The organism is Streptomyces noursei ATCC 11455, from assembly GCF_001704275.1.
GTDB classification, from domain to species: Bacteria; Actinomycetota; Actinomycetes; order Streptomycetales; family Streptomycetaceae; genus Streptomyces; species Streptomyces noursei.
The window spans coordinates 1,212,277-1,233,732 of record NZ_CP011533.1 but is presented as its reverse complement, the minus strand read 5'-3'; the positions used below and the strand labels follow the sequence as shown (position 1 = coordinate 1,233,732).

Annotated in this window: 21 protein-coding genes; 19 read left to right on the top strand and 2 right to left on the bottom strand. The window is 74.6% G+C overall.

Annotation, left to right across the window (positions count from 1 at the left end):
* The first annotated feature begins 50 nt into the window (after positions 1-50).
* From SNOUR_RS04985 to SNOUR_RS04920, 14 genes are all read left to right on the top strand, one after another.
* Complete coding sequence (locus tag SNOUR_RS04985; RefSeq protein WP_067344189.1) at positions 51-431, top strand: hydrogenase maturation nickel metallochaperone HypA/HybF; 381 nt, start codon at positions 51-53, stop codon at positions 429-431.
* A 4-nt stretch (positions 432-435) separates the two neighbouring features.
* Positions 436-1,194, top strand: coding sequence for a hydrogenase nickel incorporation protein HypB (hypB, locus tag SNOUR_RS04980; protein WP_067344187.1), 759 nt, complete (start codon positions 436-438; stop codon positions 1,192-1,194).
* A complete protein-coding gene (gene hypF / locus SNOUR_RS04975) occupies positions 1,191-3,692 on the top strand; it encodes a carbamoyltransferase HypF (protein ID WP_079142218.1) in 2,502 nt (833 codons plus the stop codon). Before hypB ends, hypF begins: the two co-directional genes overlap by 4 nt.
* A 46-nt stretch (positions 3,693-3,738) precedes the next feature.
* Entirely contained in the window at positions 3,739-4,038 is a 300-nt protein-coding gene (locus tag SNOUR_RS04970; RefSeq protein ID WP_067344185.1) for a HypC/HybG/HupF family hydrogenase formation chaperone, read from the top strand.
* The gene (gene hypD, locus SNOUR_RS04965) at positions 4,035-5,159 is read left to right on the top strand and encodes a hydrogenase formation protein HypD (RefSeq protein WP_067344183.1); all 1,125 of its coding nucleotides are present in this window, start codon (positions 4,035-4,037) and stop codon (positions 5,157-5,159) included. Before SNOUR_RS04970 ends, hypD begins: the two co-directional genes overlap by 4 nt.
* Positions 5,152-6,258: a hydrogenase expression/formation protein HypE gene (gene hypE, locus SNOUR_RS04960; RefSeq protein WP_067344182.1), complete on the top strand. Its 1,107-nt coding sequence runs from the start codon at positions 5,152-5,154 to the stop codon at positions 6,256-6,258. The genes hypD and hypE overlap by 8 nt, the downstream gene beginning before the upstream one ends.
* Before the next feature lie 179 nt (positions 6,259-6,437).
* Entirely contained in the window at positions 6,438-7,529 is a 1,092-nt protein-coding gene (locus SNOUR_RS04955; RefSeq protein ID WP_067344180.1) for an AraC family transcriptional regulator, read from the top strand.
* An 83-nt stretch (positions 7,530-7,612) separates the two neighbouring features.
* Positions 7,613-8,782: a lipase family protein gene (locus SNOUR_RS04950; RefSeq protein ID WP_067344178.1), complete on the top strand. Its 1,170-nt coding sequence runs from the start codon at positions 7,613-7,615 to the stop codon at positions 8,780-8,782.
* A gap of 491 nt (positions 8,783-9,273) precedes the next feature.
* Positions 9,274-9,447 carry a pyrroloquinoline quinone precursor peptide PqqA gene (pqqA, locus tag SNOUR_RS04945; protein ID WP_067344177.1) on the top strand — a complete coding sequence of 58 codons (174 nt, stop codon included), beginning with the start codon at positions 9,274-9,276 and terminating at the stop codon, positions 9,445-9,447.
* A gap of 10 nt (positions 9,448-9,457) precedes the next feature.
* Entirely contained in the window at positions 9,458-10,357 is a 900-nt protein-coding gene (gene pqqB, locus SNOUR_RS04940) for a pyrroloquinoline quinone biosynthesis protein PqqB (RefSeq protein WP_067344175.1), read from the top strand.
* Complete coding sequence (pqqC, locus tag SNOUR_RS44510) at positions 10,354-11,034, top strand: pyrroloquinoline-quinone synthase PqqC (RefSeq protein ID WP_067344174.1); 681 nt, start codon at positions 10,354-10,356, stop codon at positions 11,032-11,034. The genes pqqB and pqqC overlap by 4 nt, the downstream gene beginning before the upstream one ends.
* Positions 11,031-11,288, top strand: coding sequence for a pyrroloquinoline quinone biosynthesis peptide chaperone PqqD (pqqD, locus tag SNOUR_RS44505; protein ID WP_312632024.1), 258 nt, complete (start codon positions 11,031-11,033; stop codon positions 11,286-11,288). The genes pqqC and pqqD overlap by 4 nt, the downstream gene beginning before the upstream one ends.
* On the top strand, positions 11,276-12,430 hold the full coding sequence (pqqE, locus tag SNOUR_RS44500) for a pyrroloquinoline quinone biosynthesis protein PqqE (protein WP_312632023.1): 1,155 nt from the start codon (positions 11,276-11,278) through the stop codon (positions 12,428-12,430). The genes pqqD and pqqE overlap by 13 nt, the downstream gene beginning before the upstream one ends.
* Positions 12,431-12,654: 224 nt before the next feature.
* Positions 12,655-13,413, top strand: a complete 759-nt coding sequence (locus SNOUR_RS04920; RefSeq protein WP_067344172.1) for a chitinase — start codon at positions 12,655-12,657, stop codon at positions 13,411-13,413.
* Positions 13,414-13,443: 30 nt separating this feature from the next.
* On the opposite strand, the gene SNOUR_RS04915 is transcribed toward SNOUR_RS04920, so the two are convergent.
* The gene (locus SNOUR_RS04915; RefSeq protein WP_067344170.1) at positions 13,444-14,727 is read right to left on the bottom strand and encodes a Dyp-type peroxidase; all 1,284 of its coding nucleotides are present in this window, start codon (positions 14,725-14,727) and stop codon (positions 13,444-13,446) included.
* A 195-nt stretch (positions 14,728-14,922) separates the two neighbouring features.
* On the opposite strand from SNOUR_RS04915, the gene SNOUR_RS04910 reads away from it, so the two are divergent.
* Positions 14,923-15,156, top strand: a complete 234-nt coding sequence (locus SNOUR_RS04910; protein WP_067344169.1) for an acyl-CoA carboxylase subunit epsilon — start codon at positions 14,923-14,925, stop codon at positions 15,154-15,156.
* A 297-nt stretch (positions 15,157-15,453) separates the two neighbouring features.
* Here SNOUR_RS04910 and SNOUR_RS04905 read toward each other — a convergent pair whose 3' ends face one another.
* A complete protein-coding gene (locus tag SNOUR_RS04905; protein WP_067344167.1) occupies positions 15,454-16,845 on the bottom strand; it encodes an MFS transporter in 1,392 nt (463 codons plus the stop codon).
* A 155-nt stretch (positions 16,846-17,000) separates the two neighbouring features.
* On the opposite strand from SNOUR_RS04905, the gene SNOUR_RS04900 reads away from it, so the two are divergent.
* The 4 genes from SNOUR_RS04900 to SNOUR_RS04885 all read left to right on the top strand — a co-directional run bounded on the left by SNOUR_RS04900 (position 17,001) and on the right by SNOUR_RS04885 (position 21,441).
* A complete protein-coding gene (locus tag SNOUR_RS04900) occupies positions 17,001-17,741 on the top strand; it encodes an ArsR/SmtB family transcription factor (RefSeq protein WP_067344165.1) in 741 nt (246 codons plus the stop codon).
* 180 nt (positions 17,742-17,921) lie between these two features.
* A complete protein-coding gene (locus SNOUR_RS04895; protein ID WP_079142214.1) occupies positions 17,922-19,478 on the top strand; it encodes an APC family permease in 1,557 nt (518 codons plus the stop codon).
* Positions 19,479-19,566: 88 nt separating this feature from the next.
* Positions 19,567-20,400, top strand: coding sequence for a PP2C family protein-serine/threonine phosphatase (locus SNOUR_RS04890; RefSeq protein WP_067344162.1), 834 nt, complete (start codon positions 19,567-19,569; stop codon positions 20,398-20,400).
* 63 nt (positions 20,401-20,463) lie between these two features.
* The gene (locus tag SNOUR_RS04885) at positions 20,464-21,441 is read left to right on the top strand and encodes an MASE1 domain-containing protein (protein ID WP_067344160.1); all 978 of its coding nucleotides are present in this window, start codon (positions 20,464-20,466) and stop codon (positions 21,439-21,441) included.
* Positions 21,442-21,456 lie beyond the last annotated feature (15 nt).

Sequence of the window (21,456 nt, the reverse complement as noted above, 5' to 3'; positions counted from 1 at the left end):
TCTAATGAAGCCAGCGGCAACCGGTCGTCACACCCGAAAGAGACGGACCGATGCACGAGATGTCCATCGCGCTGGCGGTCATCGACCAGGTGGAGAGCGCGGTACGGCCCGCTGGCGCGGCCGCGGTCAGCAGCGTCCGGCTCCAGATCGGCGAACTGGCCGGCGTGGTCCCCGACGCCCTTTCCTTCTCCTTCCAGCTCGCCTGCGAGGGCACGGTCCTGGCCGGCGCCGAGCTGATCACCGAACCGATCGCGGCCCGCGCCCGCTGCGCCGCCTGCGACCGGACCTGGCCGGCGGGCATGCCGCCGCGCCTGAGCTGCCCCGGGTGCGGCGGGGCCCGTGTGGAGCTGCTCTCCGGCCGCGAACTGCGGATCGCCGACGTCAGCTGGCACGACGCCCCGGTACCCACACCGACGCACGAGGAGCGCTGATCCCATGTGCCGTGTCCTTGATCTGCAGCAGGCGGTGCTCGCCAAGAACGACGCCTGTGCGCACACCCTGCGCGAGGAACTGGCCGGCCGCGGCACCGCGGTCGTCAATCTGCTCTCCAGCCCGGGCAGCGGCAAGACCGCCCTGCTGGAACGGGAGTTGACGCGGGCGCGGGAACGCGGGGTGCCGGTCGCGGCGCTCACCGCCGACCTGGCCACCGAGAACGACGCGGTGCGGCTGGCCCGCTCCGGAGTCCCCGTCAAACAGGTGCTCACCGACGGGCTGTGCCACCTGGAGGCCGAGATGCTCGGCGGGCACCTGGACGGTTGGCTCCCCGCCGGGACCCGGCTGCTGTTCGTCGAGAACGTCGGCAACCTCGTCTGCCCCGCCTCCTACGACCTGGGGGAGACCCTGCGGGTGGTGCTGGCCTCGGTGACCGAGGGCGAGGACAAGCCGCTGAAGTACCCCACCGCCTTCGGGCTGGCCCACCTGGTCCTGATCACCAAGACCGACATCGCCGCGGCGGTGGACTTCGACGAGGCGGCGTTCCGGGCCAACGTGGAACGGGTCAACCCCGGCGCCGAGGTCGTCCGCACCTCGGTGCGCGCGTGTGAGGGCGTCGGGGTGCTGCTGGACCGGGCCCTGGCGGCGCGGGAGGGCGGGCCGGCGCACATCCCGGTGATGACCCGTCAGTCCCACCATGTGCACGACGCGTCGGCGGACCGGGTCGGCCACCGCGACACCGTGGGGTCGAGCCGCTCATGACCGTCGGGCGGCCCGGTGCCGGCACCGCTCCCGCACCCTCCCCCGAGCCGTCGACGTCCCTCGACGAGGGGGCGTCCCCGGGCACGGGGGAGGACTCCCGCGCGGGAGCGGCGGGCACCGTGCGTCGTGCCGAGGCCCCCGGGGCCGCCCCCGCCCGCCACCGGATCGTCGTGCGCGGCATCGTCCAGGGCGTCGGCTTCCGCCCGTTCGTGCACGGACTCGCCACCGAACTGGGGCTGGCCGGTCACGTCAGCAACACCGGCGAAGGTGTCGTCGCCGAGGTCGAGGGCCCGCCGGGCGCGCTGCACCGGTTCGGTGCGCGGCTGCGCGCCGAGGCGCCGCCGCTGGCGGTCGTGGAGGCGGTGGACGGCCAGGACATCGCGGTCACCGGCGGCACCGGCTTCGCCATCCTCCCCTCCCGCACCGGTGGCCCGGCCCGCACCCTGGTCGCGCCGGACGCCGCCACCTGTGACGCCTGCCTGGCCGAACTGACCGACCCCGCCGACCGCCGCTACCGGCACCCCTTCGTCACCTGCACGCACTGCGGGCCGCGCTTCACCATCGTCCGCGCGCTGCCCTACGACCGGGCGCAGACCACGATGGCCGACTTCCCGATGTGCCCGCGCTGCGCGGCCGAGTACGCGGACCCGGCCGACCGGCGGTTCCACGCCCAGCCGGTCGCCTGCCATGACTGCGGGCCCCGGCTGCGGCTGCTGGCCCACGGCCCGGACGGGCCCGACGGCCCGCCGCGTCCGCTGCCCGGCGACCCGGTGGCCGGCGCCCGGCGGCTGCTCGCCGAGGGCGCGATCGTCGCCGTCAAGGGACTGGGCGGCTACCACCTGGTGTGCGACGCCCAGGACGACCGCGCGGTGGCCGAGTTGCGCCGGCGGAAGGCCCGTGGCGACAAGCCATTCGCTCTGATGGTCCGTCAACTCGCAGATGTGGAAGGGCTGGTGGAGATCGGTGCGGAGGAGCGGGCGCTGCTCACCGGGCCGGTGCGGCCGATCGTGCTGCTGCGCCGGCGGCCCGGCGGGCCCGCACCGGGGGCCCCGGCGCTCTCCGACCACGTCGCCCCCGGCTGCCCCGACCTGGGGCTGATGCTCCCCTACACCCCGCTGCACCACCTCCTGTTCGGCCTGCCGGGCGACCCCCAGGGCCCCCGGCTGCTGGTGATGACCAGCGGCAACGTCTCCGGCGACCCGCTCGTCACGGACGACGCGGACGCCCTGGTGCGGCTGGCGCACCTGGCCGATGCCTGGCTGGCCCACGACCGGGCGATCCAGGTCCCGTGCGACGACTCGGTGGCCCGGATCAGCGACGGCGCACCGCTGTACGTCCGGCGCTCGCGCGGCTGCGCCCCGTACCCGGTGCCGCTGCCGGTGTCGGTCCGGCCCGCGCTGGCCACCGGCGGCGACCTGAAGACCGTGCTGTGCCTGGGGGAGGGGCACCGGGCCTGGCTGTCCGCGCACATCGGCGACATGGACGACCTCGCCACCCAGCTGGCGTTCGAGCGGGCCGCCGAGCACCTGGCGAACCTCACCGGGGTCCGGCCCCGGCTGCTGGCCACCGACCGGCACCCCGGCTACCGCACCGGCCAGTGGGCCCACCGGCACACCCACGGTCGTCCCCTGGTCCGGGTCCAGCACCACCATGCGCACATCGCCTCCGCCATGGCCGAACACGGCCTGGACGGCCGCCGGCCGGTGATCGGCGTCGCCTTCGACGGCACCGGCTACGGCGACGACGGTGCGGTCTGGGGCGGCGAGGTCCTCCTCGCCGACTACGCCGGATACCGTCGCTTCGCCCAGCTCGGCTACGTCCCGCAGCCCGGCGGCGACAGTGCCGTACGCCGGCCCTACCGGATGGCCCTGGCCCATCTGCACGCCGCGGGCCTCCCCTGGACCCCCGACCTACCGCCGGTCACCGCCTGCCCGCCCGACGAACTTCAGCTGCTGGCACGTCAGTTGGAACGCAACCTCAACTGCGCGCCGACCTCCAGCATGGGCCGGCTCTTCGACGCGGTGTCCTCGCTCGCCGGGATCTGCCACCGCGTCGGATACGAGGCGCAGGCCGCCGCCGCGCTGGAGGCCGCCGCCCGCGCCGCCGGGGACGACCGCGGCCCCGGCTACACCTTCGGGCTGCGCACCGGCACCCCGGGCGACGGCGGGGCGGCGCTGGTCGCCGACCCCGCCCCCGTGCTCGCCGCGGTCACCGAGGACGTGCGGGCCGGCGCCGGCCCGGCGCCGGTCGCGGCCCGCTTCCACGCCGCGGTCGCCGGGCTGGTCCGGCGCTGCTGCGGACTGGCCAGGGAGCGCACCGGCCTGTCGACCGTGGCGCTGACCGGCGGGGTGTTCGTCAACACCCTGCTCGCCGAGACCGCCGCCCGGATGCTGCGCCAGGACGGCTTCACCGTGCTGCGGCACCGCCTGGTCCCGCCCAACGACGGCGGACTGGCGCTCGGTCAGCTGCTGGTCGCGGCCCGGAGGCGCGGCGCGTAGCCCCCTGTATGTCCCCGCACCCGCACCCGTACGACGAGGAGGAGCCATGTGCCTGGCGGTGCCCGGCAAAGTGATGGAGATCGAGGAACGGGACGGCACCCGGATGGCCACCGTCGACTTCGGCGGCGTGGTCAAGGAGGTGTGCCTGGAATACGTGCCGGACCTCGTGGTCGGCGACTACGCGATCGTCCATGTGGGCTTCGCGCTGCAGCGCCTCGACGAGGAGTCGGCCCGGCGGACCCTGGAGCTCTTCGAGGAACTCGGCCTGCTCCAGGAGGAGTTCGGTGACCCGTGGGAAGCGGCGGCCGCCGAGGAAGCGATGCAGGCACAGGAGGCGCGGAAGTGAAGTACCTCGACGAGTTCCAGAACCCGGAGCTGGCCCGGCGGCTGCTCGGCGAGATCCGCGCCACGGTGACCCGACCCTGGGCACTGATGGAGGTCTGCGGCGGCCAGACGCACACCATCATCCGGCACGGCATCGACCAACTCCTCCCCGAGGAGGTCGAGTTGATCCACGGGCCGGGCTGCCCGGTGTGCGTCACCCCGCTGGCGGTCATCGACCAGGCGCTGGAGATCGCCGCCCGCCCCGAGGTGATCTTCTGCTCGTTCGGCGACATGCTCCGCGTCCCGGGCACCGACCGCGACCTGTTCCGGGTGCGCGGCGAGGGCGGCGACGTCCGCGTGGTCTACTCGCCGCTCGACGCCCTGAAGATCGCCCAGCAGAACCCGCACCGCGAGGTGGTGTTCTTCGGCATCGGCTTCGAGACCACCGCCCCGCCCAATGCCATGACGGTCTATCAGGCCCGCAAACTGGGCATCGGCAACTTCAGCATGCTGGTCTCGCACGTCCGGGTGCCGCCCGCGATCGAGGCGATCATGACCTCGTCGAGCTGCCGGGTCCAGGGATTCCTGGCCGCCGGCCATGTGTGCAGCGTGATGGGCACCGACGAGTACCCCGCACTGGCCGACCGCTTCCGGGTGCCGATCGTCGTCACCGGCTTCGAGCCGCTGGACATCCTGGAGGGCATCCGCCGCACCGTCCGCCAGCTGGAACGCGGCGAGCACACCGTGGACAACGCCTATCCGCGCGCCGTCCGCCCCGACGGCAACCCGGCCGCGCGGGCCATGCTGGCCGACGTCTTCGAGGTCACCGACCGCAGCTGGCGCGGCATCGGCACCATCCCCGCCAGCGGCTGGCGGCTCTCCGACCGCTACCGCGACCACGACGCCGAACACCGCTTCTCGGTCGGGGGCATCACCACCCGCGAGCCCGCCGCCTGCCGCAGCGGCGAGGTCCTGCAGGGGCTGATCAAACCCCACGAGTGCGAGGCGTTCGGCACCACCTGCACCCCGCGCACCCCGCTCGGCGCCACCATGGTCTCCAGCGAGGGCGCCTGCGCCGCCTACTACCTGTACCGCCGGCTCGGCAGCACGCCGATCCCCTTGGAGGCGACCCCCGTTGTCTGACACCACCTCGCAGACCCCCACTACCGCGCAGGGCCCCCGCGACCTGCCCACCGTCGACATCACCGGCTGGACCTGCCCCGCCCCGCTGCGAGAGACCCCGCGCGTCGTGATGGGGCACGGCGGGGGCGGGGCGCTCTCCGCCGAACTCGTCCAGCAGATCTTCGTGCCCGCCTTCGGCGGTGAACTCCTCGCCCAGCTCGGCGACTCCGCGGTCTTCGCGCTCGGCGGACAGCGCCTGGCCTTCTCCACCGACTCCTACGTCGTCCGCCCGCTGTTCTTCCCCGGCGGCTGCATCGGCGACCTCGCGGTCAACGGCACCGTCAACGACCTCGCCATGAGCGGCGCACGGGCCGCCTACCTCTCCTGCGGTTTCATCCTGGAGGAGGGCGTGGAGATGCCGGTGGTCGCCGGGGTCGCCGACGCGATGGGCGCCGCGGCCCGGGCCGCCGGCGTGGAGGTGGCCACCGGCGACACCAAGGTCGTCGAGGCCGGCCGCGGCGACGGGGTCTACCTCAACACCGCCGGCATCGGGGTGATCCCGCCCGGCGTCGATCTGCGGCCGCAGCGGGTGGTGCCCGGCGACGTGGTGATCGTCAGCGGCGACATCGGCATGCACGGCGTGGCCATCATGAGCGTCCGCGAGGGCCTGGAGTTCGGCGTGGAGATCGAGAGCGACTGCGCGGCCCTCGGCGGTCTCGTCCAGACGATGCTCGCGGTCACCCCCGAACTGCACGTGCTGCGCGACCCCACCCGCGGCGGACTGGCCGCCGCGCTCAACGAGATCGCCACCGCCTCCGCCACCGGCGTGGTCATCGACGAGCGCGCCGTCCCCGTCCCCCCGGCCGTCGCCAACGCCTGCGCCATCCTCGGCCTCGATCCGATGTACGTCGCCAACGAGGGCAAGCTGGTGGCGTTCGTCCCCCGTGAGCACGCCGACGCCGTGCTGGACGCGATGCGCGCCCACCCCTTGGGCGCCGGCGCCGCGGTGATCGGCGAGGCGGTCGCCGCCCACCCCGGCATGGTGGTGGCCCGCACCCCGCTCGGCGGCACACGGGTGGTGGACCTGCCCCTGGGGGAGCAGCTGCCGCGGATCTGCTGAGCCGGCGGTCGCACCCATCGGCGGGGCCGCCCGCACCGGCCCCGCCGACCGGCGGCGTCACGACCGCTGACCTCTGCGCCCGCCACCGCTACGGTGCGGCCATGAGCGAGCGGAGCGAGCGAATCATCGGCAGGTGCGCGCCGGGCGCATGCGGGGGGCGGGCGGAGCGAGCTCTCGGCATGAGCGGGTTGACGATCGCGGTGCACCACGTACGGGCGGCGCTGGGCGGGGCGCGGCGGCTCGGGATCGACACCGCGCCGCTGCTCCAGGGCGCCGGGATCCCGCCGCTGCTGCTCGCCGACGACCGGGCCCGGGTCACCGCGGAACAGTTCACCCGGCTGATCCGGGCCCTGCACCAGGCCACCGACGACGAGTTCCTGGGCCTGGGCCCGGTCCCCAGCCGCCGCGGCACCTTCGCCATGATGTGCCACGCCTGCCTGGGCTGCCCGGACCTCGGTTCCGCCCTTGACCGGGCCACCCGCTTCTACCGGCTCTTCCCCGGCGGCCCCGACCTGGCCGTGGCGCTCCGCCCGGACGACGGGCCGGCCGTCCTCACCGTCCGCAGCGCACTGCACCGGCACGATGAGGCCGCCTTTCTCGCCGCTTGCCTGCTGCTCATCTGGCACCGGCTCGCCGGCTGGCTGATCGGGCGTCGGATCCCGCTGCACTGGGCCCAGTTCGCCCACCCGGCCCCCGCGCACGCCGACGAGTACCCGGCCCTGTTCGGCTGCCCGGTCCACTTCGGCGCCCCGTACACCGCGGCCGGCTGGGACGCCCACTGGCTCACCGCGCCGGTCGTCCGGGACCAGCCCGCGCTGGCCGCGCTGCTGCGGCGGGCCCCGGCCGACCTGCTGGGCCGCCGCGACTACGGCACCACCGTCGCCGAGCAGGTGCGCCGCAGCCTCGCCCAGGCGCTGCGGTCCCCGGCGCCGGCGCGGCTGCCGGAGGCCGGTGAGATCGCGGCCCGGCTGGCGGTCAGCCCGGCGACGCTGCGGCGCCGGCTGCGTGCCGAGGGCACCTCGTACCAGCGGCTGAAGGACACGGTGCGCCGGGACGCCGCACTCACCGCGCTGACCGCCGGGCGGGAGCCGATCGCCGCACTCGCGGCCCGGATCGGCTTCTCCGAGGACACCGCCTTCCACCGCGCCTTCCGCCGCTGGACCGGCACCACCCCCGGCGCCTACCGAATGGCCGGCGCCACCCCACGGCCCGGCGAAGCCCCGCCGTCCGGCCCGTCCGGCCCGCCCGTTCCGCGCGGCCAGCAAAAGTGAGCGTTCCGGTCAGCGCCCGCCCCCGCGCACATCACTACGGTCGGCCCAACCACCCCGGCCCACAGGACAGTTGGGAGAGCCGCATGCACCGTCGCGCCACCGCCCTGGGCACCGCCGCAGCGCTGGCCCTGTCGCTCGGCACCGTCGGCGCCGCCGCCGCGGACCCGCCACGCACCGCGGCCGGCCGCCCCGGCGACATCGTCACCGCCACCCCCACCGCGTTCCATCCGCTGCCCGGCCAGCCGACCGGTACCCGCGCCTGGCACCTCACCTATCGCTCCACCTCCGCCAAGGGCACCCCCAACACCGTCTCCGGCACCGTGATCGTGCCCGACGACGGCCGCACGGGCCCGCGCCCGCTCGTCACCTACGCGGTCGGCACCGTCGGCCTCGCCGACTCCTGCGCCCCCTCGGCCGGCTTCCCCAAGGGCACCACCATGGAGGCCAACCTCATCCAGCAGCTCACCGCCCGCGGCTGGGCGGTCGCGGTCACCGACTACGAGGGGCTGGGCACCCCCGGCGACCACACCTACACGGTCGGGCGCGCCGAGGGGCAGGCCGTCCTGGACGCCGCCCGGGCCGCCGAGCGGCTCCCCGAAGCGGCCGCCGCCGGCGTCACCCAGGACTCCCCGGTCGGCATCATGGGCTACTCCCAGGGCGGCCAGGCCACCAGCTGGGCCGCCGAACTGCACCGGACCTACGCGCCCGAACTCAAGGTCAGGGGCACCGCGACCGGCGGCGTCCCGGCCGACCTGCGCAAGGTCGCGGACGCCAACAACGGCAACGTCGGCGCCGGGCTGATCCTGATGGCCGCCATCGGTCAGAACGCCGCCTTCCCCGAGCTGGACCTGGCGAAGTACCTCAACGACCGGGGCCGGCGCTATGTCGCCTTCCTGCGCGAGAACTGCGTCGTCGCCGACGTCGCCGCCGGGCTCTTCAAGAGGATCTCCGACGTGACCGTCCGCAACCCGCTGGACCAGCCGGACTGGCAGGCCCGGCTGCGCGAGTCCACGCTCGGCACCCGGACCCCGGACGCGCCCGTGTACCTCTACCACGGCACGGCCGACGAACTGATCCCGTACGCCGTCGGCAAGCGGCTGCGCGCCGACTGGTGCGCCCGGGGCGCCCGCGTCCAGTGGACCTCGATACCGCTCGGCGAGCACGTGCTCGGCGCGATCGTCGGCGCCGCGCCGGCCGCCGACTGGCTCGCCGACCGCTTCGCGGACCGACCGGCACCCGACAACTGCCCCTGAGTGATGAGGCATTGAGCGTACGGGCGAGTGGGCACGGCCTAGTACACGTCGACCCGGAACGCCATCTCCGAACCGGGCCCGCCGCCCCCGTTGTTGTCCGCGTGGGTGGTGGCCGGTCACAGGGGGTGGGCCGGCGGAGCGTCCGGATGGCTGTGTGAGGCGTCCACAGGTCGGACCAATTTTCCGCGCCGCCCTTGACCGTGCCGACCCGGCTGAGGATTCTGCAATCTGCACAGCCACACCGGCCACCACCACGCACTCTGGTCGACGATCCGGCAACCGCCGGCGCGCCCGGTGCCGTTGACGCACCGACCGCCCTCTCCCTTCTCCCTCCGCTCCCTTGCGGCGTTCCACGGTGCTCGGCAGCGGCGCCGGGCCGGCCGCCGCCGCTCGCCACACCGCAGCCCCGCCCGCTGCTCCCGTCCCCCGCCCGCACCTCCACACCGGCCCGCGACACCCCGCCACGCTCCCGAAGGAAGGCTGGAACCGGCATGAACTCCGCAACGCACGAGGTCAGCGAGCAGTCCCCCGGTACGGTCGTGGCGCCCGCGCAACCGGGCGCGCCCGACCCGACCGCCGCCCCCTCCGGGGAGTGGCGGACCCCGGGCTACACGGTCGTCGAGACCGCACTCGAAGTCACCGCCTATGCGCTGAACACCCGCTGACCGGGCCGCCGTGCAGCTGCGGGTGCTCGGCACCGCGGCGGGCGGCGGCGTGCCCCAGTGGAACTGCGCGTGCCCCGGGTGTGCCGGGGCACGCGCCCACCCGGACCGGCGCCGCCGGCACGCCTCGCTCGCCGTACGAGCCGACGACGACCACTGGTACCTGATCAACGCCACCCCCGACATCGCCGACCAGATCGAGCACACCCCCGCCCTGCACCCGGGCCCCGGCGCGCGCCGCACCCCGGTGGCCGGCATCGTCCTCACGGACGCCGAACTCGACCACACGCTGGGCCTGGCACGGCTCCGCGAGGCCGACCGGATCGAGGTGCTCGCCGCCGACCCGGTCCGCGCGGCGCTCCGCGAGCGGTTGCGCCTCGACGACGTCCTGACCCCGTACGCCGACCTCGCCTGGCGGGAACTGGCCGCCGCCCCCGCTCCGCTGAGCGCGGGATCCGACATCGAGATCAGCGCCGTCCCGGTCTCCGCCAAACGGCCCCGGTACGCCGCCGGATCCCGCACCGCCGCCACCGGCCCGTGGGTGGTCGCGCTCCGCCTGCACGACCGGCGGACGGGCGGGACCGCGCTCTACGCCCCCGCGCTCGCCGACTGGCCGGACGCGTTCCAGGCGGCGGTGACCGACGCCGATCTCGTCCTGCTCGACGGCACGTTCTGGGACGACGAGGAGCCGCGCCGCAGCGGCTTCGCCACCCGCACCGCGACCGGCATGGGCCACCTGCCGATCGACGGGCCGGGCGGCACCGCGCGCCGACTGGCGCCGCTCGCCGCCCGCTGCCTCTACACCCACCTCAACAACACCAACCCGCTCGTCGATCCCGCCGCACCGCAGCACCAGGAGCTGGCGGCGCGGGGGCTCGCGGTGGCCGCGGAAGGCATGGAGATCGCCCTATGAGCACGCCGTTCGAGGAGAGCCTGCGGGCCGTGGCACGGGACGGCTACCACGACCGACACCCCTTCAACCTCCGTATGCACGCGGGGGAGTTGACGCCCGAGGAGCTGCGCCGGTGGATCCGCAACCGGTTCCACTACCAGCGGCACATCCCGGTCAAGGATGCCCTCGTCCTGGCGAAGTTGGGCACGCCGGAACTGCGCCGGATGTGGTTGCGGCGCATCCAGGACCACGACGGGCAGCGGGACGGCGAGGGCGGCATCGAGCGTTGGCTGCGGCTCGGCGAGGCGGCCGGGCTGGACCGGACGCTGCTCGGGGACGAGACCGGCGTACTGCCCGGGGTGCGGCTCGCCGTCGACGGCTACGTCAACTTCTGCCGGCTGCGCTCGCCGCTGGAGGCGGTCGCGGCCTCCCTCACCGAACTGTCCGCCCCGGACATCATGCGCACCCGGATCGACGCCTTCGAGAAGCACTACCGGTGGATCGAACCCGCGGGCCTCGACTACTTCCGCGGCCGACAGGACCAGGGGCGGCGGGACGGCAAGGAGGCCCTGGCGCTGGTGCTGGACTGGGCGCGCACCGAGGCCGAACAGCAACTGGCGGTCGAGGCGGTGCGGTTCAAGTGCCAGGTGCTCTGGTCGCTGCTGGACGCGGTCGAGCGCGGGGAGAGCCGGCCGTGACCGGCTGGCGGCCGGCCCTCGCGCCCGCCGTGCTGCTGCGCCACGACCGGGTGCGGGACACCGACCTGCTGCTCCTGCCCGAACGCGTCGTGGTGCTGGAGGGGAGCGCGGGCGCCGTCCTGCGGCTGTGCGACGGGGAACGCGAGCTGGCGGACATCGTGGCCGAGCTGAGCCGCCGGCACCCCGACGCGCCGGTGGCGGCCGAGGTGCCGGTGTTCCTCGGGCGGATGCGGGGGGAGGGGTGGCTGCGGTGATCGCGCCGCCCGGACCGGCGCCGCGACCGGAGCCGCCCTGGGCCCTGCTCGCGGAGCTCACCCACGGCTGCCCGCTGCACTGCACCTACTGCTCCAATCCGCTCCGACTCATCGCCGGATCAGCCGAGTTGACGACCGCCGAATGGCAGGAAACGCTGCGGCAGGCCGCCGACCTGGGGGTGGTGAGCGCCCATCTCTCCGGTGGCGAACCGCTGCTCCGCTCCGATCTGGAGGCCGTCGTGGCCGCCGCCGACCACGCCGGCATCCACACCCAGCTCGTCACCAGCGGCGTCGGACTGAGCCGGGAGCGCCTGTGCCGGCTGACCGACGCCGGCCTGCGCAGCGTGCAGCTGTCCGTGCAGCACGCCGCGGCGGCGGCGTCCGACCGGATCGCCGGGCGCCGCTCCTTCGCCGCCAAGGAACGGGCCGCTGAGCTGGTCCGCGCCGCCGGGCTGCCGCTGGGCGTCAATGTCGTCCTGCACCGCCACAACCTCGACGCGCTGGACGCTCTGATCGACCTCGCCGCGGCCTGGCGCGCGGACCGCATCGAACTCGCCAACACCCAGTTCTACGGGTGGGCGCTGCTCAACCGTGCCGAGCTGCTGCCCTCCCGCGAGCAACTCGCCCGGGCGGCGGAGACCGTACGCCGCCGCCGGACGGAACTCGCCGGCACGCTCGACGTGGTGTGGGTGGTCCCGGACCTCTTCGACGGCAACGCCAAGCCGTGCATGGGGGGTTGGGGCGCGGTGTCCCTGACCGTCGCCCCCGACGGAACGGTCCTGCCCTGCCCGGCGGCCGCCTCGATCGCCGGCCTCGACGCCCCCAACGTCCGTGACCACCGGCTGGCGTGGATCTGGAACCACTCGCCCGCCTTCACCCGCTACCGGGGCACGGCCTGGATGCGCGAGCCCTGCCGCGGCTGCGCGATGCGGGAGAAGGACTTCGGCGGCTGCCGCTGCCAGGCGTTCGCGTTCACCGGCGACGCCGCCGCCACCGACCCCGCCTGCCGTCTCTCCCCGGACCACGGCCTCGTCCGGGAACTGGCGGAAGCGGCTCCCCGGCGGGACCCCGCACGGCTCGGCCTCCCGCGGCGACCGGCCGGGCGGGCTCCGGCGACCGGCGGAGGGGCCGCGGCGGATTGAGCTCGGGGCGGACCGCCGGCCGTCGCCACGGTGGTATGGACAGGCTCGCGCGACCGCCCGTAGGGTGACCTGGTCTAGACCGCGGATCGCCTCCGGTCCCAGCCGCCGACCTGCCTGCTCACACGTCAACGAGCCGGTGCTGCACGGCACTTGCCCCCCACAGTGGTCGCCCCCCCGCCCTCCTCTTCGCCCGCGGGGCCCGACCGCACGAAGGAGTCACCGTCATGAAGACCCGCCTCGCGGCCCTGTTAAGCGCCACCACCATGGCCGTGGGCCTCGCCCTCGTCGCACCCGCCTCGCCGGCGGTGGCCTCGGCGGGCTGCCCTTCCTGCACCGCCCCGGCCGGTGCCGACACCCGAGCCGAGGGATTCGTCGTCAGCGAGGCGCAGTTCAACCAGATGTTCCCGAACCGGAATTCGTTCTACACCTACAGCGGACTGGTCGCGGCGCTGGGCTCCTACCCGGAGTTCGCGAACACCGGGAGCGACACCGTCAAGCGCCAGGAGGCCGCCGCCTTCCTGGCGAACGTCGGCCACGAGACCGGGGGCCTGGTCTACGTGGTGGAGCAGAACACCGGCAACTACCCGCACTACTGCGACGCCACCCAGCCGTACGGGTGTCCGGCCGGCCAGGCCGCCTACTACGGACGCGGACCGCTCCAGCTCAGCTGGAACTTCAACTACAAGGCCGCGGGCGACGCGTTGGGCATCGACCTGCTGAACAACCCGTACCTGGTCGAGCGGGACGCCGCGGTCGCCTGGCGGACCGCGCTGTGGTACTGGAACACCCAGAACGGACCGGGCACCATGACCGCGCACAACGCCATGGTCACCGGCGCCGGCTTCGGCGAGACCATCCGCAGCATCAACGGCTCGCTGGAGTGCAACGGCGGCAACCCCGGCCAGGTGCAGAACCGGATCGACAACTACACGCGCTTCGCGCAGATCCTCGGCACCGTGCCGGGCGACCACCTCGGCTGCTGACCGGGCGCCGCCCCCGGGACACCCGCCTCGTCAGTGGGTGTCCCGCATCAGCCGGGCGCCGAACCAGTCCTCCTCGTCCCGCACCCCGGGCGGCACGAAGAAGTAGCCGCCGCCTTCCGGGGTGATGAAGCGGGACAGCGGCTCGTGCCGCAGCCGGTGCTGCACGGTGGCGAACTGCCGCTGCACGTTCTGCTGGTAGCCGCAGAAGACCAGGCCCAGGTCCATCTGCCCGTGCCGGTCGTACCCCTGGTTGTAGTTGTAACTCCGGCGCAGAAAACGGGACCTGTCGGTGCGTCGGGTGCGCGGGTTGGCCAGTCGGATGTGCGAGTCGAGCGGGATGGTCCGGCCGTCGGGGTCGTCGCGGTAGTTCGGCGCGTCGCCCTCCACCGCGCCCCCCAGCGGCGCGCCGCTCGCCTTGTGCCGTCCGAAGATCTCCTCCTGGCGCCGCACCGGCACGTCGTCCCAGGACTCGGAGTGGAAGCGGATCAGCCGCAGCACCTGATAGCTGCCGCCCTCGGCCCAGTCCGGCTCGCCGCACGGCGGCGTCACCCAGATCAGGTCGTCCAGCTCCTCCGCCGACCCGGTGTCGGGGTTGACGATGCCGTCCTTGAAGCCGAGGAAGTTCCGCGGCGACCCCGAGGGCCGGGACGGGTTCATGAACGCGTCCATCCGCCAGCGCGGCCGGAGCATGCCGTGGGTCGCCCGGCTCAGGTCGCGCAGCACGTGCACGATCGCGTCCGGGTGCTCCGCGCAGACCTGGACCGAGAGGTCGCCGTGGCAGCGCGCCGGCTCCAGCCGGTCGTCGGGGAAGGACGGCATCGCCTTCAGATGCCGCGGCTTGTGCCCGGCCAACCCGAACCGGTCGTCGAAGAGGGACGCCCCGAGGCCGACCGTGACGGTCAGCGAGTCCGGGGTCTGCGGCTCCGAGGCCGTCCGCTCGTCCCTCGGCTTCACCCCGGCGGACAGCACCCGGGACCGGTCGGTCAGCCTCTGCAGCAGCCGCGCCAGGTCCGCCCGGTTCTGCACCAGCACGTCGAACGCCGCGAACCCGGCGAAGAGCTGCTGCGGGGTGATGATGCCGGCCTGGTGGCGGCCGTGGAACGGCACCCGGTCCGGCGGGAGCTGACGGCCGTCGCCCGACGGGGCGGGGGAGCCGTCCGCCGCCGTCCGGCCCGCCGGGACGGCCACCGCCGTGCCGCCGCCCAGCCCGGCGCCGGCCGCCACCCCGGCGATCCCCGCCGCGTACTTGAGGAACCCCCTTCGCCCGCCGTCCTGCGCCGGGCCCTGCTCGTCGCCGGTCCGCTCAGATCTCATCGCCCAGCCATCCCCACTGCGGCATCCGCCGCCGGTGTGCGTGCCCCTACTTGCGCGCGATCCTCGCCGCCCGCCCGGCGGCGCCCGGGAGCAACACGGCCGGGCCCATCGAAATCACGCCTGCGGAGGCGGCCCGGCCGCCGAACGGCGCAGGCCGCCGGGCCGCCGCCACCACCCGCTCCTAGCGTCGGCGGTATGACCCGTCCGCCCGAGGAGTCCGCCGAGGTGCCGCTGCGCATCGTCCGAGGTCGCGCCGATCCCGAGGAGCTGGCCGCGCTCACCGTCATCGTGTGCGGTCGGCTCGCTCTGGCCCGCGCGCTCGCCGAGGGCCAGGGCGACGAGGCCCGACCCGACGCGCTCACCGGGCCGCAGTTGCGCAACCACCAGGTCCGCTCCGCGTGCTGGGCGGGCTGCTGGGTCTGTGGGTGAGCACCGGGGCCGGAACGGTGCCCTCGCGCGACGGGCGGGACGTCCCGGGCGCGGATTCCGGCCCCCGGACGCGGGTGTGCCGAGGCGGACCACGGGCAGGCGACCGTCGGGAACGACCGTGAGGAGCAGCCGTATGACCTTGCCGTGGCGACAGGACGAGAGCTGGCGCCGCAGCGCAAGGTGATCCTCGCGTTCGTCGTCGGGGCGGTGGTGGTCGCGGTCGCCGCCGTCGGGCTGATCGCCTTCGGGTGAGGGCGGCGGCGGGGGCGCGACGCGGGCGCGCGCGGGGGGCACGACCTAGGCCGTGCGGGCCGTGCCCGGTGTCCAGCGTGCCGTGAGCAGGGCCGCGACCAGGAACCCGGCGGCGCCCACCACGGCCGCGGTGTGCAAGCCCGGCACCAGACCGCCGGCGGTCAGCGTGCCGAAGACCGCCACACCGAGGACGCTGCCCAGCTGGCGGGCGGCGTTGAACACCGCGGCCGCGGCGCCGCCCCGTTCACCGGGGGCGGACTCCATCACCGCCGCGGTGGCGGACGGCATGGTCAGCGCGGCCCCGAAACCGGCCGCGGCCATCGGGGCGACCAGCGCCGCGTAGGGCGTACCGGGTCCCGCGCACAGCCAGCCGGCCAGGCCGGCCGCCCCGATGACCAGGCCCGCCACCATCGGCGGCCGCGGCCCCGTCCGGGCGGTCAGGCGCCCGCCCAGCGCGGAGCCGATCGCCAACAGGCCGACGGCCGGCAGCAGCGCGAAGCCGGTGCGCAGCGTGCTGTAGTGCTGGACCCGCTGGAAGTAGAGCGGGGCGAGGAACAGCAGCCCGTAGAAGCCGGTGTTGAGCAGGACGCCGACGAGCGTGGCGGCGGTGAAGGCCCGGCCGCGGAAGAGGTCGAGCGGCAGCATCGGCGCCGGCGCGCGGCGTTCCAGGAACACGAACGCGGCCAGGCCCAGCGCCGCGACGGCGAACGCGCCGAGGACGACGGCGCGGGGGTGCCCCGGGGCGCCGGCCTCGATGCAGCCCGCGGCCAGTGCCGCGACGCTCACCGCCGCGGCGGTCTGGGCCGGAACGTCCAGGCCCCGGCGGCGCGGTCCGGCGGGGGTGCGCGGGACATGGCGAATCGTCAGCACGAGGGCGAGCAGCGTGGCCGGCAGGTTCACCAGGAACACCGCGCGCCAGCCGAACGAGGCGACCAGCACGCCGCCGAGCACCGGCCCGGCCCCGGCGGCCATGCCGGCGACCGCGCCCCAGACGCCGAACGCCCGGGCCCGCGCGGCCGGTTCCGGATACGCGGCCCGCAGCAGCGCCAGCGACGCGGGCACCAGCAGCGCCGCGCCGACGCCCTGCACCAGCCGGGCCGCGACCAGCACCGCGATCGACGGGGCGAGCGCGCACCCGGCCGAGGCCGCCGCGAACACCGCCAGCCCCGCCAGGAACACCGTCCGCCCGCCGAACCGGTCGGCCAGCCCGCCGCAGAACAGCAGCAGCCCGGCGAACACCAGGGTGTAGCCGTCCACCGTCCACTGCAGACCGGTCACCCCGGCACCCAGCGCCCGGTCCAGGTCCGGCAGCGCCACGGTGACCACGGTGACGTCGAGGATGACCAGGAAGTAGCCCAGGCACAGGGCCACCAGGGGCAGCGGCGAGGCGCGGCCGGTACGGGCCGGGGCCGGAGCGGAGGTGTTGATCGTCGTCATGCGGTCAGTGTCGGGCCGGATCGTTGCGGTCCCCGGCGAAACGTTCTGGCCACGGGCGGGGTGGGGCGTACGGCGGGCGAGCCATCCGCCCGTCCGATTCCGCGCGCGAGAACGTTTCGCTGGTTGACGAAGCGTTCGCACCGTACGGTCGCGGTATGGACGCCCGGACGCAGCTCGAAGCCCGCACCGAGACCGATGTGGCCGAGGTCGCCGCGGCGATCGGCGACCCCTCCCGGGCCAAGGTGCTGCTGGCCCTGGCCGGCGGCGGTGCGCTGCCCGCCAGCGCCCTGGCCGCCGAGGCCGGGGTGAGCAACTCCACCATCAGCGGCCATCTGGCCAGGCTCCGCGCGGCGCGGCTGCTCACCGTGGAACTCGACGGCCGGCACCGCTACTACCGGCTTGCCACGCCCGACGTCGCCCGTGCCCTGGAACAGCTCGCCCTGATCGCCCGGCCGCTGCCGGTGCGCTCCTTGAACGACGACACCCGCGCCCGGGCCCTGCTGCGCGCCCGCCTGTGCTACGACCATCTGGCGGGCCGCCTCGGCGTCGCGCTGATGGCGACCCTGCTGGCCGACGGCATCCTCCGGGAGGAGCGTACCGAGGCGGCCCGGGCGCCGGTCCGCTACCTCCTGACGCCTCACGGCCGCGGCCGACTGACCGCGCTCGGCGTGGAGTTGGAGCACCTGCCGCGCCGCCGCTCGGCGGTCCGCTACTGCGTCGACTGGGGCGAGCGGCGCCACCACCTCGCCGGCGCGGTCGGTGGCGCGGTCACCGCCCGACTGTTCGCGCTGGACTGGCTGCGCAACGGTCGGTACCGGCGGGTCGTCCGGCTCACCGACGCCGGGCGCCGGGGGCTCGGCGAGACCTTCGGCCTGACCCCCGAGCAGCTCGTCTGACCCCGCCGCCACAGGCTTCACGCTGCCGCAACATTCGGCCTCCCTGTGGCGCGAACATGTCGAGTAGGGTCCTGACCAGCGCAGATCGCGAGGCGAGGAGGCCGTTCCGTGGCGGAACGTCAGGTATCGGGCGAGCCCGGCGGGGGCGCCGCGCCCGAAGTGCGGGCACAGGAACGCCGGTTGCGGCGGGACCTGGGCTTCTGGGGGCTGACCGGCATCGGCTTCTCGAACATCGTCGGCTCCGGCTGGCTGTTCGCGGCCATGTATGCCGCGCAGACCGCCGGGCCGGCCGCGCTGCTGTCCTGGATCGGCGCTGGCCTGCTGTGCGGACTGGTCGCCCTGGTCATGATCGAGCTGGGTGCGTCCCGGCCGGAGGGCGGCGGCACCGTCCGCTGGCCGCTGTTCGCCAACGGCCGGCTGGTCGGCACCGTCGTCGGCTGGTCGGTGCTGCTGTCGGTCGGCGGGACCGCCGCCGAGATCAGCGCGATCATGCAGTACACCGCGCACTACCTCCCCGGCCTCTACAACGGCCACACCCTCACCCTCGCCGGGCTGGCCCTGGCCTGCGGGCTGAGCGTGCTGTTGACCGCACTGAACTGGTTCGCGGTCAAACTGTTCGCCCGGCTCAACACCCTGGTCTCGATCTTCAAGATCGCCGTACCGATCGCCACCGTGCTCGCCCTGATCGCCTCCGGCTGGCACTCCGGGCGCCTGACCGACCACGGCGGATTCGCCCCGTACGGCTACGTCGCCTGCCTGACCGCGCTGGCCGGCGGCGGCATCGTCTACTCCGTCAACGGCTTCCAGGCGCCGCTGGACTTCTCCGGCGAGACCCGCAAGCCCCGCCGCACCCTCCCCTGGGCCGTCCTCGCCGGCATCGGCCTGGCCCTGCTGATGTACCTCGCGCTCCAGGTCGCCTACCTGTTCACCGTCCCCGAACACCTCCTCGGCGGCGGCTGGAAGGGCGTCTCCTTCGACTCCCCCTTCGGCCAACTGGCCCTGATCCTCAACCTGCACTGGCTCTCCAGCCTGCTCTACGCCGACGCGGTGCTCTCGCCCGGCGGTTCGGCCTACGTCGGCGTGGCGATCGACGCCCGGCACACCTACGCGCTGGCCAAGAACGGCACCATTCCCCGCTACTTCATGAAGGTCGACGAGGGTTCCGGCATGCCGCGCCGGGCACTGGTCATCAACCTCGTCGTCATCGTGCTGTTCCTGCTGCCGTTCGGCGGCTGGCAGGACATCGTCAGCGTGATGGGCGACATGTACCTGCTGATCTACGCCGCCTCCGCGGTCGCCGTCGCGGTCTTCCGCACCGAGCCCGGCGGCACCGCCGGCTGGGTGCCGGGACTGCGCTGGATCGCCCCGCTGAGCTTCGTGGTGGCCAGCGAGTTCGTCTACTGGTCGGGGTGGCAGCACCTCCGGCTGGCGCTGCCGCTGGTCCTCGCCGGAGTGCTGCTCTTCCTGTGGATGCGGCGGCCCGGCGCGCCGGTCATCGAGGACGACGGCGCCGGGCCGCGCCGCTCGCTGGGCGCCGAACTCCGCATCGGTGCCTGGCTGGTGGTCTACCTCGTCGGGCTCACCGCGCTGTCCTGGCTGGGCACCTTCAAGGGCTCCGGGCACCTGCCCGCCCCCTACGACTCGCTCACCGTGGCCGCCGCCGCGCTGGCGGTCTTCTTCTGGGCGGTGCGGTCCGGCGTCGGCCAGCTGACCGCGGCCCCGCAGCCGGCCGGCTGAGCCCGCCGCGCCCCGGGGCCATCACCGGGGCGCCCGCGGCCGTTCAGGCCGTCAAGCGGATGCCGGACCCCCGAAATATGATGGGGCCATGCTTCGGCGTCGTCCCCCGCGGGCGGCGAGCGCCGACGATCTGCTCACCACGCTCGGGCGGCTGACCGCCCAGGCGCGGGAAGGCGCGGAGTTCCAGCGGGCCAGAGTGGAGCTGGCCGAGGTGCTGCAGCGCGAGATGCTGCCGGCCGCCCTTCCGGAGCTGCCCGGTCTGCGCACCGCCGCCACCTACGCCCCCGCCCGGCACGGCCTCGCCATCGGGGGCGACTGGTACGACGGATTCCCCTTGCCCGACGGATCGCTGGCCTTCTCCGTCGGCGACGTCCAGGGCCATGACGTGGAGGCGGCCGCGTTCATGGGGCAGATCCGGATCGGACTGCGGGCCGTGGCCGCGCACGCCGCCGACCCCGGCGAAGTCCTCAGCCGGGCCAACGACCTGCTCCTGTCCATCGACTGCGAGCTCTTCGCGACCTGTACCTTCGTCCGGTTCGACCCGCTGTCCTGGGAGCTGACCAGCGCCCGCGCCGGACACGTCCCCGGCGTCTGGGCCACCACCGACCGACGATGGGGCGTCGCCGAGGACCCCGGCGGCATCCCGCTCGGCGTGCTGCCCGGTCAGCGGTATCCGGTCACCCGCCGGCGGCTCACCGCGGCGGGTGCGTTCGTGCTGCTCACCGACGGGGTGATCGAGGGACCGTCGTTCCCCATCGAGGCCGGGCTGGCGGAGGTGGCCCGGCTGGTCAGCGCCAAGGCCGGCGACGACCCGGCCGAGGTCGCCGGCGCGGTGATGTGCGTCGCCGAGCTGACCGGCCACACCGACGACGCCGCGGTGATCGTGTTGTGCCACGACGCGGGGCGGCGCGGGGCCGGGTGAAGCCGGGACCGGCAGCGCGTGTCGCGTCCGGCGGCCGCCCGCCGGCATTGTCTGATGGCAGATGTGGTGCGCACCGGGGAAATCCGTCGGCTGGCTCCGGCCGCCCTGGGCAACCTCGTGCTCGCCGGCGTCTACTACGGGGCCGCGAAGATCGGCCTGCTGGAGCAGGTGGTGATCGCGGGCGCCGTGGTCACCCCGCTGTGGCCGCCCACCGGCATCGCCCTGAGCTGCCTGCTCCTGCTGGGCCTGCGGATGTGGCCGGGCATCGCGCTCGGCACCGTCCTGGTGATCTGGACGCTCACCCGGCCGGACCTGGCCGGCTTCGGTGTGGTGGCGGGCAACACCCTCGCCCCGGTCAGCGCCTGCCTGATGCTGCGGCGGGTCGGCTTCCACACCGAACTGGACCGGCTGCGCGACGGTGTCGCCCTGGTCTCCCTCGGCGCCTTCGCCGCGATGGTGATCAGCGCGACGCTGGGCAGCGGCACCCAGGTGCTCACCGGGGCACTGCCCGCCGGGGACTTCTGGCGGACCTGGGCGTCCTGGTGGGTGGGCGACGCGATGGGCGTCCTGGTGATCACCCCGCTGGTGCTCGCCTTCCGGACGGTCCGGCCGTTCCGCGACGTCCCCCTGTACCGGTGGGGCGAGGCGGCGGCGCTGCTGGTGACCGCGGTGGTGGTCTCGCTGGTGGCCACCCGGACCTCGCTGTCCGTGCTGTTCCTGGTCTTCCCGGTGATCGTGTGGGCGGCGCTGCGGTTCCAACTGATCGGGGCGGCGCCCTGCGTCCTGCTGATGTCGGTCTTCGCGATCAGCGCGGCGACCGGCCGGTACGGCCCGTTCACCGGGCGGAGCCTGCTGGAGTCGATGGTCAACCTCCAGGCGCTCAACGCCTCCGCCGCGCTCACCGCGCTGCTGCTCTCGGCGATCGTCACCGAGCAGAACACCATCCGCCGGAAGATCGAGCAGGTGTGTCAGGAGCTCGCCGAGGTAGTGGACCGGCTGGCACCGGGGGAGAGCCGGCGCCGCTGGCCGCCGGAGTGCTGACCGGCCACCGGCCGG

Coding starts and splice junctions, on each gene's coding strand:
- SNOUR_RS04985 (WP_067344189.1), top strand. CDS start 51: ATGCACGAGATGTCCATCGCGCTGGCGGTCATCGACCAGGTGGAGAGC.
- hypB (WP_067344187.1), top strand. CDS start 436: ATGTGCCGTGTCCTTGATCTGCAGCAGGCGGTGCTCGCCAAGAACGAC.
- hypF (WP_079142218.1), top strand. CDS start 1,191: ATGACCGTCGGGCGGCCCGGTGCCGGCACCGCTCCCGCACCCTCCCCC.
- SNOUR_RS04970 (WP_067344185.1), top strand. CDS start 3,739: ATGTGCCTGGCGGTGCCCGGCAAAGTGATGGAGATCGAGGAACGGGAC.
- SNOUR_RS04955 (WP_067344180.1), top strand. CDS start 6,438: ATGAGCGGGTTGACGATCGCGGTGCACCACGTACGGGCGGCGCTGGGC.
- SNOUR_RS04950 (WP_067344178.1), top strand. CDS start 7,613: ATGCACCGTCGCGCCACCGCCCTGGGCACCGCCGCAGCGCTGGCCCTG.
- pqqA (WP_067344177.1), top strand. CDS start 9,274: ATGAACTCCGCAACGCACGAGGTCAGCGAGCAGTCCCCCGGTACGGTC.
- pqqC (WP_067344174.1), top strand. CDS start 10,354: ATGAGCACGCCGTTCGAGGAGAGCCTGCGGGCCGTGGCACGGGACGGC.
- SNOUR_RS04920 (WP_067344172.1), top strand. CDS start 12,655: ATGAAGACCCGCCTCGCGGCCCTGTTAAGCGCCACCACCATGGCCGTG.
- SNOUR_RS04915 (WP_067344170.1), bottom strand. CDS start 14,727: ATGAGATCTGAGCGGACCGGCGACGAGCAGGGCCCGGCGCAGGACGGC.
- SNOUR_RS04910 (WP_067344169.1), top strand. CDS start 14,923: ATGACCCGTCCGCCCGAGGAGTCCGCCGAGGTGCCGCTGCGCATCGTC.
- SNOUR_RS04905 (WP_067344167.1), bottom strand. CDS start 16,845: ATGACGACGATCAACACCTCCGCTCCGGCCCCGGCCCGTACCGGCCGC.
- SNOUR_RS04900 (WP_067344165.1), top strand. CDS start 17,001: ATGGACGCCCGGACGCAGCTCGAAGCCCGCACCGAGACCGATGTGGCC.
- SNOUR_RS04890 (WP_067344162.1), top strand. CDS start 19,567: ATGCTTCGGCGTCGTCCCCCGCGGGCGGCGAGCGCCGACGATCTGCTC.